Origin of the sequence: Rhizobium sp. BR 250 (assembly GCF_047445855.1) — a bacterium.
Classification (GTDB): Bacteria; Pseudomonadota; Alphaproteobacteria; order Rhizobiales; family Rhizobiaceae; genus Agrobacterium; species Agrobacterium tumefaciens_I.
Genome location: NZ_JARWKW010000001.1, coordinates 328807 through 345076, shown reverse-complemented (window position 1 = coordinate 345076; position 16270 = coordinate 328807). Strand labels below are relative to the sequence as shown.

The window sequence follows — 16270 nt, the reverse complement described above, 5'->3', positions numbered from 1 at the left end:
CGATGAACATGATCATACGCCGACAGCCTGCGGCTATCCGGCGATGCGGGTGAAACTGGATTGAGACCGGTGATTACTTAGGCAAAGTCTACCTCAATGCGCCAATGCTCTTCGCGGGCGACGATAACAAATGATGCTCCCAAAAGGGAGTCATCCCGTAGGCTGTGGCTGAAACAGGTTGCGCCTGCAGCTTTTACGCAACTCTTCGATCGTCTCCCTATTGTCCGGAGGAGATTTCCCGGCGGCTGTTATCCGTGGCTTCTGTAAGGGGAAGCATGCGACGAAGGGTCGGATCTCTGCGGATGAAATGGTGCCACAGCGCCGCCATCACATGCAGGAATACGATAAGGGCGGCGAGATAGGCGAGGGTGGCGTGAACGTCACTCCAGAAGGCCTCGGCCTGATCGGAGATCGCCATGGGCAATCCCGGAATGACGACGAGATCAAAGACGTAACTGGGGATCTGCAAGGGAGAGGTCGACGCCACCGCCCACCCGGCGAGGGGAACGGCCAGGGTCAGGAACAGCAACGCCGCATGAGCGGCCCGCGCGGCGAACCTCGAAACCGGACTTTCACCCTCGATAGCCCGCGGCCTCCTGCTGAAAACCGACCAGATGCAACGTGGCACAGCAAGAGCCAGCACCAGAAATCCAATCGACTTGTGATACTGAAAAAGATTGAACTGAAGAACCGGATCGATGCTGTCACGGCTCATCAGATATCCCAGCGCAAGCTGCGCCACGAAAAGGACAGCAATCGTCCAATGGAAGGCGATCGCCACCAGCCCAAAGGAGGAGGGCGCGTTGCGCCAGCTGCGTCCAACAGCCGGAGCGCTCTCGGAATTGTCGCCAGAATATTGCATCGTTCAACTCAGCTGTTGATAGGTGTCTTTGGCGATGGCGTCCATTCGATCGAACGGCAGATTGCCGACCAGGGCGCAACGGATCATTTCGTCGTCCCAGGACACTGTTTTCAGCGAACCGACACTGGAGCGCCGCATGGCGCTGTCGTTCGAGTCGGCCGCAGCAACGATGTAAAGCGTGACACGCTGCCCGCCTTTGTCCTCATACATAAGCTGGGCAGCGGGGCCTTCGGAACCGGGGAGCACACGACCCCCAACGAGGGACAGGCCGTGACGGGTGAGATCCGGGATGTTGATTTTACGGTCCAGCCGCTTCGATAGCCATTTCGGCAGGTTCTGAGCATCTTCGCTATCGACGCGAACCTCCACCGGATGCAGAACATCGCTCGCAAACAGCTTATGTGCCTGCGCTGCATCCGCCACGATGGAAGCAGGTTCGGCAACCCCGGATACAAACCCACGCCCGAACCAGCCGCCTGTCAGGCCGACGGCAAGAACAAGGACGGCCGCCGCTGCCATGTTGCGCCAGTCGGCCCGTTCCGATCGCATGCGCCGCTCAATGCGGTATACATCGAGACGATCGGGCAAAACATTGGTGTCGAGAGGACCATAAAGCGCCGTCAACGTCGCATTCTGCTGCTGCCACATCTTGACCTTGCGTGCGTCGGCCGGATTGGAGGCGAGGTGGGCGCGAACGGCATCAAGCCTCTGGTCTTCAAGCTGGCCATCGACATAAGAGAGCAGATCGGTTTCGGTTATCTGTGGCTCGCTACCGGTCATTTTATCACCTTGAGATTTGGCTGGTCTTCCTGGGTCATGCGGGCAAGCGCCGTTCGGGCTCGCCCCAGACGGGACATCAGTGTGCCAAGGGGAATTTCAAGAATATTTGCGGCTTCCGCATAACTGAAACCTTCGACAACGACGAGAAGCAGCGCCTCCCGGTGTTCGCCGGACAGTTTTTCAATGGCGCGGGCCATTTCCGCAAGGGCGACCCGACCCGTCTGCGCCGCCGGAACCACCAGTTGTTCCGCAGCGTCGTCAATCGGAATTTGCTGGGGTCGGCGTTTGCTGCCGCGCAGATTGTTGCGGTAGACATTGACAAGCACCCGATACAACCAGGGCCGCAACGGCCCCTGCGGTCGCCACAACGCCTTTTTGCGGATCGCTCTTTCCAGACAGTCCTGGACAAGATCGTCAGCCGTGTCGCGATCATGCGTCAGCGCATTCGCATAACGTCGGAGCGCCGGTATGCAACTTGTCATCTCGTCCAGAAAGTCCGGCATTGGAGTTACTCCTTGGCAACGTGCCAAACGCCGCCGACGCCATCGCCTGTGATGTCGCCGGGTTTCTTGTCCATCTGCCAGCGATAAAGCGGCTTTCCGTCATGCGACCACTGCATCGTGCCATCTTTGCGGGCGATCGGTTTGTAGTCACCGTCCGGCTTATCGGTTTTCAAGGCGGCGAGGGGCGGCCACTTTTTCGCGCAGCCATCATAACAGGCCGACGAGGAATCGCCGTCATTGTCGAATGTATAAAGCGTCATGCCCTTGGCGTCGGTCAGGATAGTGCCCTTGGCCGTCGCCTTTTCAACCACCGCGCCACCGGCATAGGGGTCGGCGAGGGCGGCAGTGGAGGCGAACGCCAGGGCGCCGACCAGAACGAAATGATGTGCACGCATGTTATAGTCCTTTGAAATAAACGATCGGACAACGTGCCCGATATTGGATAGAACACCGGTCAGCGGAATTTATTCCCGCCTCGCTGATTTTTTGATGCGCCTGCGGTTTTTTATTATCTGACACCCTTCAGATCGATGTCGAACGCCACCGTATTCGAATAGAGCGGCACCCCGACGCCCATGCCATAGGGCATGCGGGGAACATTGCCGGTGACATGGAAGGTGACCGATCCCTTTTGCTGTTCAACGAATGTCGCGTGAAAGGTTTCGGGTCGGGATATGCCTTTGGCCGTCAATATGCCTTCGACCACCGCGCTGCGCGGTCCATCCTGAGTGACCCGGCTGGAGCGAAACACGATCTGCGGATAAGCGGCAATATTAAAAACCGCGCTGGATTTCAGGAAGTTTTCCACCCGCTCTTGCCCGGTCTTGACGCTGGACGGCTTCAAGCTGATTTCCACGTAAGACTTGGACGGTTGGTCCGGATCGATGTCGAAGCGGCCGGATATATCGAGAATGGCGCCCTTTATTCCCGGACCGGCAACCTGGGCAATTGAAAATCCGATATGGGATGCGGGATCGATGCGATAGCGCCCGGCGGCAGACGAGAATGGACTGGCGGACACCGGAGTGCAGGCCAATGCCGCCATCAGGAAAGGAATAGAACAGGAATATTTCACGGTGCGGGCTCCCTTGTGAGTACTTGGTCGTAACCAAGAGAACACCGCGGGGAGCCATTTAATCCATGTGACTGGCGACCGAACGTTAAATCGCCGAGACCCGATCAGCCACGCACATGCCGGTACGCGTGCCAGCGTCGCTATCGCGTGCGGTCCTTAAATGAAGATGGCGCACGGGAACTCCAATTACGGCTGGGATACCGGCCCGCCAAAAGGGGCGAACCGAAAGCCGCCTTTCGCCACAAACGATGTGGCGGGTGAGTTGGCATGTCCGCTGGTTTGCCAAGTAGAAATGTCCTTTGGTCGCCACACGGCACACCGACCAGCCCCGATCTGACCGGCTGATCCGGTTGCAAGATCAGATCGGGGCGGGTGGTAAACACACCTCTTCGGCTTTAGCTTTGAGACACCTCACTCCGCAGCCTGCTGTCGCGACAGTGCCTTCTGACGACGCGCAATAACCTTCGCATCGTTCATGAAGTCCTTCCGTCGGCCGGGCTTGCGAGCGCGCGGCGTGTAGCCGTTCTTGTCGCTGTTGCTCTTCACCGTCGGCTTTTCCTGCTCGTCCTGGCGCTCCTTGATATACGCAAGGACATCGCCAAGCCGCTTGTTCTCGGTGATCGCCGCATGCGTCACGCGCTGATCCTTGTCGAACACCGTGTAGGGCAGGGAATGTCCCTTCCAGCGCACGTCGAGGCGACCATCGGCGTAGGCATAGGTCTCGACATATTTGCCAACCAGGCCGCGCGTGACGTCGTTCTCGTCCAGCATGATCCGCTGGCGCTCATAGGAAAATGTCAGCTGCGATCCGACATACCGCTGTTCTCGCTTGCACAGGATCTCTCGCAATCGATCCGGCGCCAGGTTCATTGACCGATGCAGGTCATCGGATCGGGCAGGGCAAACCGCAAACCGTGCATTATAGTCATCGATGAAACCGGGCACGAACGCATTGCCAGCCTCCATGCTGTCGATGCCGGCCAATCGCAGTTCCTTGACCAGACGGTCCTGCAGCGTCCGGTTCATGCGCTCGACCCGACCTTTGGCCTGGCTCGAATTTGCGCAAAGAATCTCGATATTTAGCTCACAAAGCGCTCGCCCGAACTGGGTCATGCCCTGGCCGCCTTTGGCATCCTTCTTTGCCACCCGGAACACTGAATGCTTGTCGGAATAAAAGGCAATCGGTGCACCGTGCTGCTCAAGATAAAGCGCCAGTGCCTCGAAGTAGGTGAAGGCACTTTCGGAACGTACAAAGCGCAACTGCATCAGCTTGCCGGTCGCATCGTCAACGAACACCAGCAGTGAACATGCTGGTCCACGGTCTTCGAACCAGCGATGCTCCGAACCATCGATCTGCACCAACTCACCATAAGCCTCGCGTCGCAGTCGCGGCTGATGAAACGTTCGTCGTTGCTTGCGCGACAGCCATAAGCCGGCATCGACCATCCAGGTACGAACCGTCTCGCGTGATACATGCAGGCCATCACGTTCGACAAGCTTCTCGGTCGCAAGCGTCGGGCCGAAATCCGCATAACGTTCACGAACCAACGCCACCGCGTAGTCGCGAACGCCGTCACTGATCCGGTTGTTCGACGGACGGCCGATTGCCTTGTGACGGATCGACGCCGCACCGTCAGTGCGCATCCGTTCCAGAAGACGGCGGACCTGGCGCTCGCTCAGATCAAGCACATGCGACGCTGACACCGTCGTCATCCGTCCGCCGACGACCTTCGATAGAACCTCGATCCGCTGCAGATCGCGCTCGCTCATCGCTATCAATCCCATCCGCAAACTCCCAGGCATCATTCAGACCCGGGGAGTGTGACATTCCAACTTTGCAGAAACAGGACATTCTAACTTTGCGGCTACAAACGATGTCAAAGCTGATTAGAGATGCGGCGCCGCTGGCCCGTTAGAAATGCGACACTTGCCCCGACAATCAGCCCCCGACCGGACCGGCTGGGCCGGGTTGCAAGGGTAGGGAGGGGGCGGGTGATAGAATCCCCTCTTCGGCTTTAGCTTCCTCAGTAGCAATTATCTCGTTGCCAGCTGATAATCGTTTTTGCACCTGCATCGGGCGGGTAGGGATCAAAGCGGCATGATGCTTCCGGAAATCAAGTTGCACGGTGACGTCGATGTCGCCGCGCTGTCACCACTTCTTCGCGGCATGCTTTTGTCCGTCGCCTATGCTGATGGCGAAGGTGGCATAGGATTGACGGCGACCGGCGCCATGAACCGCAAGTTCGTGCATTGGGCCGCCGTGCACTTCCTCTGGCCAGGGTTTACGGCCGAAGACCTATACAGCATGAACAAAGTGCTGAACGAAGGCGACATGCCGCCGCTCTGGGCCGTGCGCGACATGACCCGTCATCTGAAACTCCTTCGCCGGAAGAAGAATGTGCTGCTTCCAACCAAACGCGGCCGGGAGTTTCTGCTGGACCCGAACGCCTTCTTTGATCTGATTGCCACGGATTATCTCTATTCCTATGTCCACGACACCGAACGGGAAGAGGAGGTCCGGGCACGGTTACGCTGGTGGCGCATGTTCCTCAATCTTCTCAATATCAAGGCCAGAGAAGGGTGCACGCCATTGCAGATTGTAAAAATCCTCAAGCCACACTTCGCTCCCCTGTCTGAGACCGAAATGACACTGGAAGCCTGGGAACTGAAATCCGATGTCCAATATGGCGTGCTGAGGCGCCTGTGCTGGCTGGGCCTGCTCTACGAGGCACGAGAAGGGCTCACGCTCCTCCAGGATGGATCCTTCCACAAGACGCCACTTTGGTCCGCCTGCCTGCAGCTGGAATCGGATACACAAAGCGACATCGGGGTGCATTGAAACGTCTTATTCCGCCGCCGGCTGCTTCGACAATGCTTTCTCGCGCTTCGCAATCACCGCTGGATCGTTCATGAAATCCGTCCGCCGACCCGGCTTGCGGCCACGCTTCTGATACCCGTTTGCCGTGCTGCCGTCGCGAATGGCGAACATATGATCCGTCTGACCGGTGCGGCGAGGGCCGCCCTTGCTGCGTTGCTGTTCGCGACCAGCCTGCATCTCGGCAACCAGCGACAGCATGTCATCCAGTCGCTTGTTGTCTACGACTTCGGCGCGATGTACCGAGCGTAACGTGTCGAAGGTTCTATAGGGCAGGGCAAAGCTCTCGTGCATGATCTCGAGCCGGCCGTCGGGATAATCGCATACGATCACCTTCTGGCCCGCCAATGGCCTGGAAATCTCTGTCGGATCGAGAATGAACAGCACCTTGTCGTAACGCAGTGTCAGAGATTGCGACAGGGTGCGGACTTCCTTGCGGCACATGGCGCCATCGAGGTTCTCGTGATCGGCCAACGGCCTGTGCATGTCCTTTGAATTGCGCGGTAGCCTTCCGAAACGTGTATTAAAATCCGCAATAAACTCAGGCGCATAGGCATTGGCAGCTTCGATCGTGTCGATACCGCGAAGACGCATCTCTTTCACCAACCGATCCTGCAGCGTCTGATTGGCACGCTCCACCCGGCCTTTGGCCTGCGGAGTGTTGGCACAAATGATGTCGATGTTTAGCTCATAAAGCGCACGGCCAAACTGCGTCAGTCCACTGGTGCGGTCATTCCTCGACGCATGAAGGGAGCGGAAAACGCCGTGCTTGTCGCTGTAGAATGCCAGTGGCTTGCCCCATTGCTGTAGATAGGCCTTCGTTGCATGCAGATAGTCGAACGTGTTCTCCGATCCGGCAAAGCGTAGATGCAAAAGCTTGCCGGTGGCATCGTCGATATAGACGAGGAGGGCGCATTTGGGGCCACGGTTCTCGAACCACCAGTGATGCGAACCATCGATCTGCACCAGTTCGCCAAAACAATCCCTTCGGCCGCGTGGCTGGAAAACCCGTTTCTTGCGTTCCCGGCGCGAGATCCAGATCCCGGCCTCGGTCATCCATTGCCGCAGCGTCTCTTTGGCGACCGAGATCCGGTGCAGCTCGATCAGCTTCTCACGCGCCAGCGTTGGGCCGAAATCCAGATAGCGTTCGCGGATCAAATCCAGCGCCGCATTGCGAAATTCCTCGCTGTGGCGCCGATTGCTCGGCCGTGATCGCTTCTTCGAAACGAGCCCGGCCGGGCCATCCCGGTCATAAGCCTGCAGCAGCCGATGGACCTGACTTCGACTGAGGTCGAGCCGGTCCGCCGCCTGGACGACGCTCAGGCGTTCGTCACGGATCTTCTGGATAAGTTCGAGGCGATGCAATTCTTTCTGCGACATGGTGATCAAACAGGACATGACGACTCCGACCGCTCATGGTCTCGACCAGGCTGAAGATCGTCATCCTTGCTCCCAACGTTGGCTTTGACCAGTGCGTCGAGAGGCTAGACTGTCGCATCTCTAACTGGCCCAACTGTCGCATTACTAAATAGCCCTTACAAACGAAGATCGCATAAGATAGATTATGGAACTAAAATGTGGTCTGGACTTTGCTTTTGGGCATCGAAGATTGCCAGCTTTATGTGTTTTCCAGGCCGATTTGTCAGATCGATTTCAGCGAAACACGTTTTTCAAGCTCGTCCGCCTGTTCTTTACGTTCACTGTATCGGTCTGTCAGATAGCTTGAAGCGTCACGCGTCAGCAGCGTGAATTTTACCAGTTCCTCGCAGACATCCACCACGCGGTCGTAATAGGATGATGGCTTCATCCGACCGTCCACGTCGAATTCCTGATAAGCTCTGGCCACCGAGGACTGATTGGGAATGGTGATCATCCGCATCCATCTGCCGAGAATACGCATCTGGTTCACGGCGTTGAAGGACTGGCTGCCGCCGGATACTTCCATGATGGCGAGCGTCTTGCCCTGCGTCGGCCGGACTGATCCGACTGCCAGCGGAATCCAGTCGATCTGCGCTTTCATTATGCCGGTCATCGCCCCATGGCGTTCCGGGCTTACCCACACCTGTCCTTCCGACCATTGTGAGAGATCGCGCAGTTCCTGCACCTTGGCATGGCTGGCTGGCGCTTCATCGGGCAAAGGCAGGCCTTTCGGATCGAATATCCGAACCTCGCATCCGAGCCGTTCGAGCAACCGTCCGGCTTCGAATGCAAGCAGACGGCTATAGGAAACCTCGCGCAGCGAGCCATAGAGGATCAGGATGCGCGGCCTGTGGGTCGAGAAAGCCGGACGCAGCGCGTCAGTATCTATGTCTTGCAGATGCTGGGCCTGCAATGCGGGGAACGTATCAGGCAATGCGTTTTCCTTCCCCGTCGAGAACCTGCTCACCATCCTCCTTGAAGAACGGCCCCCTGAAAGTGTCGGGCAATATATCCAGCACGGCTTCGGAAGGTCGGGCAAGCCTGGTGCCAAGCGGCGTCACGACGAAGGGGCGATTGATGAGTATCGGCGTTTGGATCATCGCATCGAGCAGCTGGTCGTCGCTCAGATCCGGATTGTCGAGACCAAGTTCGGCATAGGGTGTCCCCTTCTCCCGTATGGCCCCGCGCACGCTCAGGCCCGCATCGGAGATCATCCTTGCAAGGTATTCGCGCGTTGGCGGCTGCTGCAGATATTCGATCACGGTCGGTTCGATCCCCGCCGCGCGGATCAGCGCCAGCGTGTTGCGGGAAGTCCCGCAGGACGGATTGTGATAGATCGTGGCGTCCATGCTCATTGCCTTTCTGTCAGTATCGTTCGGGAAACGGCGGGCGCAGCCTCATACCAGTCCTTCGAGCGGTTCACGATCCAGACGACCGAAAGCATGACCGGGACTTCGATGAGGACGCCGACGACGGTTGCCAGCGCCGCACCGGATTGAAGGCCGAACAGGCTGATGGCGGCCGCGACCGCGAGTTCGAAAAAGTTGCTGGCGCCGATCAGGGCCGATGGGCCGGCAACGCAGTGCCTTTCACCGGTCATCCGGTTGAAAAGATAGGCAAGCCCCGAATTCAGGTAGACCTGAATCAGGATCGGGATGGCGAGCAGGCCGATGACGGCCGGCTGGGCGATAATCTGCTCACCCTGAAAGGCGAAAAGAAGAACCAGCGTCGCAAGCAGTGACACCAGCGAGACCGGCTGCAGCCTTGCGAGAAAACGATCCAGTGTCGCTGACGTGCCGTTAGCCATGAGCCGGCTCCTAATGAGCTGCGCGAGGATGACCGGCACGACAATATAAAGCGCCACGGAAAGAATGAGCGTGTCCCACGGAACGGTGATGGCCGAAAGGCCAAGCAGCAGACCGACGATCGGCGCAAACGCCACGACCATGATCGCATCGTTGAGAGCGACCTGCGACAGCGTGAACAGCGGCTCCCCGCGTGTAAGATTGCTCCAGACGAAGACCATGGCGGTGCATGGCGCAGCGGCAAGGATGATCAGCCCGGCGATATAGGAATCGATCTGCTGTGCCGGAAGATACGGGCGGAACAGCCAGCCGATGAAAAACCAGCCCAATATCGCCATCGAGAACGGCTTGACGGCCCAGTTGATGAACAGAGTCACGCCGATGCCGCGCCAGAATGCGCCGACCTGCGAAAGAGAGCGAAAATCGATTTTCAGCAGCATCGGAATGATCATAAGCCAGATCAACACCGCGACGGGAATATTCACCCTGGCGATCTCGGCCGCGGCAATGAGCTGAAAGAGGCCGGGCATCAGATGGCCGAGCGCAACACCGACGATAATGCACAGAAACACCCAGACGGTCAGATAACGTTCGAAGACAGACATCAGGCGGGGTTTCCCTGCGGCACCGTTGCGCCTTCCATGGCACCGATATTATGCAGCCTCGTTTCGAGCGCCATGCGGTCGATGGATTGCAGCGGCAGGCTGACGAAAGCCGTGATCCTGTTCTTGAGGAAACGGGCGGCCTGGGCGAAGGCGCGTTGTATCTCAACCTCCGAGCCAACGATGGCGGCGGGATCCTCGATCCCCCAATGGGCCGTCATCGGATGGCCGATCCAGACGGGGCAGGCTTCGCCGGCGGCGCTGTCACACACCGTGAAGATGAAGTCCATCTGCGGCGCATCGGGCCCGGCAAACTCGTCCCAGCTCTTCGAGGCGAAACCGCTCGACGGATAACCCAGCGCCGCCAGTTCCTTCAGGGCGTGAGGGTTCACTTTTCCCTTCGGCTGGCTGCCGGCCGAATAGGCATTGAACCGCCCCTCACCTTCCTTGGCGAGAATGGATTCGGCAAGAATGGAACGGGCGGAATTGCCGGTGCACAGAAAGAGGACGTTGTAGATCTTTTCGGTCATGGTGTTGGTCCGTGGTTAGATCGTTGGCCTGATGGCGCTCATCACGCCTCCGCCTCCGCGCAGCAGCAGGGTGTGAGTTCGGCGATCAACGGAGCGCAAAGCTCGGTCGCTCCGCCGCAGCAATCCTTCAGCAGAAACAGGGTCAGCGCGCGCAGCCCCTCAAGGTCGGCGCGATAGATGATTGACCGGCTTTGCCGCTCGCTCTTGACCAGCCCTGCCCGCGCAAGCGTGGCGAGATGCGCCGACATCGTGTTCTGCGGAACGTCGATGAGGCGCGCGAGCTCACCGGCCGGAATGCCGTCTGGCTCGTGCTGCACGAGACGCCGGAAGGTTTCCAGCCGGGTGGATTGGGCGAGCGCGCTGAGCGCCGTTATTGCACTACTATTATCCATATATCTAGAATAGTGGATATATTGAGCATGTCAACGACCAAGCCCTACCTTTGAAAAACTTCGGAGTGAACTTGAGACAACGAATCTAAATAAATTAATATAAATCAATATATAGTGATAGTTTTCTAATGTGATTTAGAACTCGCCGGAAGCCTCCCGGCGCCTCAGATCGAGCTCTTCACTATAACGCCTCAGCGTGTGGCTTTCGGTAAGAAGGCCGACGGGACGGTTTTCGATCTTGTCATTGACGACGACCAGCGCCTCGCTTTCCGCCGCGTCGAAGGCTGCGGCTGCCTGACGGGCATTCATGTTCGGCAGCAATATATCGCTCTTGTAGTGCAGATAGGTTTCGAGGCTGATCTTGCTGGGGTCGCGATCCATCGGGTCCGCATAGATTTCCGGCACGAGCACGATGCCGGCATATCGCCCGTCATCATGGGTCATGATCACCCGTTGCGTCGAACCGAGTGGGAACTTCTCCTTGAAGGCCGGAAGCCCCATGCTGACATTGGCCTTGCGTATATCGGCGCGCATCATCTTGCCCACCGTCAGGTCGCGGATCCAGCCGATATCATGGGCGCTGCGAATGCTCTCGCCGCGCAGGTGAAAACGCCAGGTCGCGAAGGAGTAACCGAAGGTGGTGCGCACCACCAGCGAGGTGGTGATGACCGCGGCAAGCACAAGCGCCGTGATCTGGAAGTCGCCGGTCAATTCCAGCGCCAGAAACGTCATTGTCAGCGGTCCGCCGATGATGGCGGCGGCAAAGGCGCTCATGCCGATCACGGCATAAACGATGGGCGCCGTCGAACCGTAACCGATATAGGGTGCGCAGAGCGCGAAGATCTTGCCGAGCAGCGAGCCCATGAACAGCGAAGCGAAAAACAGGCCGCCGCGGAAATTCGAGCCGATGGAAATGGCGCTGGCCGCCGCCTTCAAAAGGAACAACCCGGCCAGCCCGTAGATCGTCAGTTCGGTGTCGATGTTGAGATGCAGCGCGCCATGGCCGCTCGACAGTACCTGCGGCGAAATCAGCGCCAGCCCGCCGACAAACACACCGCCGATGGTGGGACGCAGCCAGCCGGGAATGGCACTCTTGCGCGCCGTTTCCTCGATGAAGGATACCGCCTGCATCAGCACGATGCCGATGGCGGCGCAAACGACGCCGAGGAAAATGGCGGGCACATAATCCGCCGGCGTTACCCGGCTGGCGTCGACAATATCGATCGAGATGCCGTGGCCGCCGATAAGCCCGATGACGGTGGTCGCAACCAATGCAGAGACGATGAGCGGCGCAAGCGTCACGACCGTATAGGTGCCGATGATGAGTTCGATGGCGTAGAACGCCCCCGTCAGAGGCGCATTGAAGGCCGCCGCGATCGCACCTGCGGCGCCACAGCCGACGAGGATGCGCATGTCCCCTCGCCTCAGCTTCAGCTTGATGCCGATCTTGGAGGCGACGCCGCTGGCGATCTGCGTATAACCCGCCTCCAGCCCGACGGAGGCGCCGAAACCATTGGAAACGATGTTCTGCACGCAGACGATGATGCTGTCCGTCAGCGACAGGCGGCCGCCATGCAGCGCATTCGCCTCGATCGGGTCGACCATGGGTTTCTTGCGCGTCTTCGACAGGATGAAGATGATGAGGCCGAGCACGATGCCGCCGATGACCGGCCCGGCGAGCACGATCCACCCGGACAGGTCGCTGCTGCTCAGCCGCTCGACGCCGAAGACCAGCACATGCAGCGCCGTGCTCAAGGCCCCGATCAGCGCCACTAGAAGGCCCGCCGCAATGCCGATGAAGACGGCGAGGACCACCAGCCCAAGTTCGCCGCGCCGGAACATGGCGCGCAACCGGCTGGCGCGCAGATTGTCGAAGAAGCTCGCCATACTGGGTGCACGGAAAGGCCTGGTCGACATGCTATTCCTTTTCAGGCGGCGCCAAAGCGCGACGCGCCTTTCCTTTGTTGCTCCAAGGCATGTCCTGGTCCCAAAAGCGGAAACCACTTTCGCAAGACAGGCTCAGGGTGTTTCGATCTCGACTTCGAAACGCATCTGGTCGTAAGCCGGCTCAACGTGGTCCGGCGTCTCACGCATCACCGTGTCATAATCGAGCGGAATATGCATATGGGTCAAGATCGCCCGTTTGGGGGCGAATGTCTCGATCCAGCCGAGCGCCTGTTCCAGCGAAAGATGGCTGGGGTGGTAACGGTGCTGCAGCGCGTCGATGACGAGGACATCGAGGCCGGCAAGCCTGGGCAGGCTTTCCGCCGGAAAATCGCTGACATCGGTGCAATAGGCGACGTCACCAATGCGGAAGCCGAGCGAATGCACGTCGCCATGCTGCTGCATATGCACATTGAAGGGGATCGACCCGCCCGCCCCGTTTATGACGACCGGAACGTTGATGTCGCCGATGATCCGCGGTTCGACGATGGGCGGATAGCTGCTGCCGGGCGGCGTTTCCAGGCAATAGGCGAAACCGTCCTTTATGCGCGCCATGGTGACAGGGTCGGCATAGATAGGGATGCGGCCTTGCTGAAGGGCAAAATAGATACGCAGATCATCGATGCCGTGCAGATGGTCGGCATGGGCATGGGTGTAAAGCACGGCGTCCACCGCCTCCACCTTTGCGGCGATCATCTGTTCGCGAAAATCCGGACCGGTGTCGATGACGACGGTGGTCTTGCCGCCATCCGGACCGATCTGCTCCACCATGAAGGCCGTGCGCGTGCGCCGGTTCTTCGGGTTTTCGGGATCGCAGGCGCCCCAGTCGCCGTTGATGCGCGGCACGCCGGGCGACGACGCGCATCCGAGAACCGTGAAGCGGCGACGGTAACTTGCCACGCCTACACCCTTGTCATCTTGGAAAAGCAGCGGAAGGCATTTTCGGTGGTGATTTCGGCCATGCGTTCGAAGGAAACGCCATGAACTTCAGCCAGAACCTCGGCGGTATTGACCACATAGGACGGCTCGTTGCGTTTGCCCCGCCAGCGCTTCGGCGCAAGATAGGGCGCATCCGTTTCAACGAGCAGCCGGTCCAGCGGCACGGTGGCGGCGATATCGCGGATATCCTGCGATTTCGGAAAGGTCAGAATGCCGGAAAACGACACGTAACCGCCAAGCTCGACACCGGTTTTCGCCAGGTCAGGACCGGCGGAAAAGCAATGTAGAATGAAGGGAAAGGCGCCCTTCCCGCTTTCGGCGCGCAATATAGCGGCCATGTCGTCATCAGCGCTGCGGCTGTGGATGACGAGCGGCAGCTTCGTCCTCCGCGCCGCCTCGATATGGCGGATGAGGCCGGTCTTCTGGTCTTCCGGCTTCTGCGTATCGTAGAAATAATCCAGACCCGCCTCGCCGATCGCCACGATCTTGTCGTGGCTTTCCGCCAGCCGCACCAGCTCGTCAGCGGAAATATCCAGTTCCTCGTCGGCATTGTTCGGATGCGTGCCCACCGAGCAGAAAACCGACGGATATTTCTCCGCGATCTTCAAAAGCTCCGGCAGACGGCGCACCCGAGTCGAGATCGTCACCATCTGGCTGACGCCGGAGGCATGGGCACGCGCGATGATATCGTCGCGCTCAGCCTCGAAATCGGGAAAATCCAGATGGCAATGGGTATCGATCAGCATAGCGGTCGCCTTCACGCTTCCGGCGCGACGTAACGCGGGAAGACCGGCTTCGGCGCTTCGAGCGGTGTGCCAGGAACCAGACGGCCCGCCTCGCCGAGCGCGGCGAAATCACGCCTGTCAGCCGGCGCCGCAACGAGGTCGAGCAGCTTCTCGCAGGAGCCCGGCATAAAGGGCTGCAGCAGGATGCCGATCTGGCGCACCACTTCAGCCGTCACGTAAAGCACGGTGCCCATACGCTCGGGATCGGTCTTCTTCAGCGCCCACGGTTCCTGCGACGCGAAATAGCGGTCGGTTTCCGAAACGACGGCGATGATGGCGGCAAGCGCACGATGGATGAGCTGCTTGCCCATCTCCTCGCGGCAAAGCGCCAGTAGCCCGTCGGCGGAAGCGAGCATCGCCTTGTCTTCGTCAGTGAATGCGCCGGGTGCCGGAACCTGGCCATCGCAATTCTTGACGATCATCGACAGCGAACGGCTGGCGAGATTGCCGATACCGTTGGCGAGATCGGCATTGATGCGGGTGGCGATACCCTCTTCGCTATAGCTGCCATCCTGGCCGAAGGAGACTTCGCGCATGAAGAAATAACGGACCTGATCGAGGCCGAAATGGGCCACCAGATTGGCCGGGTCGACGACATTGCCGAGCGATTTCGACATCTTCTCGCCCTTGTTGAGCAGGAAGCCATGCGCATAGACCCGCTTGGGCAGCGGCAGCTTGGCGCTCATCAGGAAAGCGGGCCAGTAGACCGCGTGGAAACGAATGATGTCCTTGCCGATAATGTGCACATCGGCGGGCCAATATTTGGCGCGCGGGCCGTTCTTGTCCTCGATATAGCCGGTGGCCGTGATGTAGTTGGTCAGCGCATCGACCCAGACATACATGACATGCTTCGGATCGTTCGGAACCTTGATGCCCCAGTCGAATGTGGTGCGGGAAATCGACAGGTCCTTGAGGCCGGATTTCACGAAGGAAATGATTTCATTGCGACGCTCGGCCGGACCGATGAAATCAGGGTTCTCCTCGTAGAGCTTCAGGAGTTTATCCTGATATTCGGAGAGCTTGAAGAAGTAGCTTTCCTCCTCCACCCATTCGACCGGCGTGCCCTGCGGCCCGTAACGAACGCCATCGGCGCGCACCTCCGTCTCGTCCTCGGCGTAATAGGCCTCGTCGCGCACGGAATACCAGCCGGCATAGCTGTCCTTGTAGATGTCGCCGCTATCAGCCATCAGGTTCCAGATATTACGCGAGGTCTCGTGGTGACGCTCTTCCGTGGTGCGGATGAAATCGTCATTCGAGGCGTTGAGCAACTTGCCCATTTCACGGAACTGGTCGGAGTTGCGCTGCGCCAGCTCTTCCGGCGAAATACCTTCCGCCCGCGCCGTCTGCTGCATCTTCTGGCCGTGTTCGTCCGTGCCGGTCAGGAAGAAAACATCCATTCCATCCAGGCGCTGAAAGCGTGCCATGGCGTCCGTCGCAATCAACTCATAGGCATGGCCGATATGCGGCTTGCCGTTAGGATAGGAGATCGCGGTGGTGATGTAGAATGGTGTCTTGTCTGTCATGACGGTCGATCGACTTTACAGGCTGTTTTTTGGATAGACCGCTCTTAAACCATTGTTCGCAGCAGCGAAAGCGAAGAGTACCATTTTGGTAAGTTGAAAATTGCTAGGCCGCGCATACTCGTCGTCCTTGAGCAAACCCAACGCCCTAGAGATTTCAAAGGGTTGTTGATACTCGGATTGAGCCCGAGAGTGAACCGAGTGGGCGAAACGTGTAACCAAAACAGTAGTATTGAACG

General features: G+C 58.8%; 17 protein-coding genes. 1 reads left to right on the top strand and 16 read right to left on the bottom strand.

The features are described from left to right. Window positions 1–217: 217 nt before the first annotated feature. From QD336_RS01705 to QD336_RS01680, 6 genes are all read right to left on the bottom strand, one after another. Entirely contained in the window at window positions 218–862 is a 645-nt protein-coding gene (locus QD336_RS01705) for a cytochrome b (protein WP_499169036.1), read from the bottom strand. A gap of 3 nt (window positions 863–865) precedes the next feature. Then, complete coding sequence (locus tag QD336_RS01700; RefSeq protein WP_499169034.1) at window positions 866–1642, bottom strand: anti-sigma factor family protein; 777 nt, start codon at window positions 1640–1642, stop codon at window positions 866–868. Continuing rightward, entirely contained in the window at window positions 1639–2145 is a 507-nt protein-coding gene (locus QD336_RS01695; RefSeq protein ID WP_269347648.1) for a sigma-70 family RNA polymerase sigma factor, read from the bottom strand. The genes QD336_RS01700 and QD336_RS01695 overlap by 4 nt, the downstream gene beginning before the upstream one ends. 5 nt (window positions 2146–2150) lie before the next feature. Next, complete coding sequence (locus QD336_RS01690) at window positions 2151–2540, bottom strand: COG4315 family predicted lipoprotein (RefSeq protein ID WP_499169032.1); 390 nt, start codon at window positions 2538–2540, stop codon at window positions 2151–2153. Window positions 2541–2653: 113 nt separating this feature from the next. After that, window positions 2654–3190, bottom strand: coding sequence for a YceI family protein (locus QD336_RS01685; RefSeq protein ID WP_499169255.1), 537 nt, complete (start codon window positions 3188–3190; stop codon window positions 2654–2656). Window positions 3191–3631: 441 nt separating this feature from the next. After that, window positions 3632–5005: an ISNCY family transposase gene (locus QD336_RS01680; protein WP_499169030.1), complete on the bottom strand. Its 1374-nt coding sequence runs from the start codon at window positions 5003–5005 to the stop codon at window positions 3632–3634. Window positions 5006–5321: 316 nt separating this feature from the next. Between QD336_RS01680 and QD336_RS01675 the strand changes: the two genes are divergently transcribed. Next, complete coding sequence (locus QD336_RS01675; RefSeq protein WP_174034164.1) at window positions 5322–6059, top strand: hypothetical protein; 738 nt, start codon at window positions 5322–5324, stop codon at window positions 6057–6059. Window positions 6060–6065: 6 nt separating this feature from the next. On the opposite strand, the gene QD336_RS01670 is transcribed toward QD336_RS01675, so the two are convergent. The 10 genes from QD336_RS01670 to metG form a co-directional block, all read right to left on the bottom strand. Then, window positions 6066–7493 carry an ISNCY family transposase gene (locus tag QD336_RS01670; RefSeq protein ID WP_174034162.1) on the bottom strand — a complete coding sequence of 476 codons (1428 nt, stop codon included), beginning with the start codon at window positions 7491–7493 and terminating at the stop codon, window positions 6066–6068. 244 nt (window positions 7494–7737) lie between these two features. Then, window positions 7738–8484 carry an arsenical resistance protein ArsH gene (gene arsH, locus QD336_RS01665; protein WP_499169027.1) on the bottom strand — a complete coding sequence of 249 codons (747 nt, stop codon included), beginning with the start codon at window positions 8482–8484 and terminating at the stop codon, window positions 7738–7740. After that, window positions 8441–8863 carry an arsenate reductase (glutaredoxin) gene (arsC, locus tag QD336_RS01660; protein ID WP_499169025.1) on the bottom strand — a complete coding sequence of 141 codons (423 nt, stop codon included), beginning with the start codon at window positions 8861–8863 and terminating at the stop codon, window positions 8441–8443. The genes arsH and arsC overlap by 44 nt, the downstream gene beginning before the upstream one ends. A gap of 2 nt (window positions 8864–8865) precedes the next feature. After that, complete coding sequence (gene arsB / locus QD336_RS01655; protein ID WP_499169023.1) at window positions 8866–9924, bottom strand: ACR3 family arsenite efflux transporter; 1059 nt, start codon at window positions 9922–9924, stop codon at window positions 8866–8868. Next, window positions 9924–10451, bottom strand: coding sequence for an arsenate reductase ArsC (locus QD336_RS01650; protein ID WP_499169021.1), 528 nt, complete (start codon window positions 10449–10451; stop codon window positions 9924–9926). The genes arsB and QD336_RS01650 overlap by 1 nt, the downstream gene beginning before the upstream one ends. A gap of 41 nt (window positions 10452–10492) precedes the next feature. Further along, complete coding sequence (locus tag QD336_RS01645) at window positions 10493–10843, bottom strand: ArsR/SmtB family transcription factor (protein WP_269341359.1); 351 nt, start codon at window positions 10841–10843, stop codon at window positions 10493–10495. 135 nt (window positions 10844–10978) lie between these two features. After that, the gene (locus tag QD336_RS01640) at window positions 10979–12760 is read right to left on the bottom strand and encodes a chloride channel protein (RefSeq protein WP_499169018.1); all 1782 of its coding nucleotides are present in this window, start codon (window positions 12758–12760) and stop codon (window positions 10979–10981) included. 102 nt (window positions 12761–12862) lie between these two features. Continuing rightward, the gene (locus tag QD336_RS01635) at window positions 12863–13687 is read right to left on the bottom strand and encodes an MBL fold metallo-hydrolase (RefSeq protein ID WP_269341358.1); all 825 of its coding nucleotides are present in this window, start codon (window positions 13685–13687) and stop codon (window positions 12863–12865) included. A gap of 2 nt (window positions 13688–13689) precedes the next feature. Further along, window positions 13690–14472, bottom strand: coding sequence for a TatD family hydrolase (locus tag QD336_RS01630; RefSeq protein WP_269341357.1), 783 nt, complete (start codon window positions 14470–14472; stop codon window positions 13690–13692). Between the two features lie 11 nt (window positions 14473–14483). After that, window positions 14484–16034 carry a methionine--tRNA ligase gene (gene metG / locus QD336_RS01625; RefSeq protein ID WP_269341356.1) on the bottom strand — a complete coding sequence of 517 codons (1551 nt, stop codon included), beginning with the start codon at window positions 16032–16034 and terminating at the stop codon, window positions 14484–14486. Window positions 16035–16270: the final 236 nt, after the last annotated feature.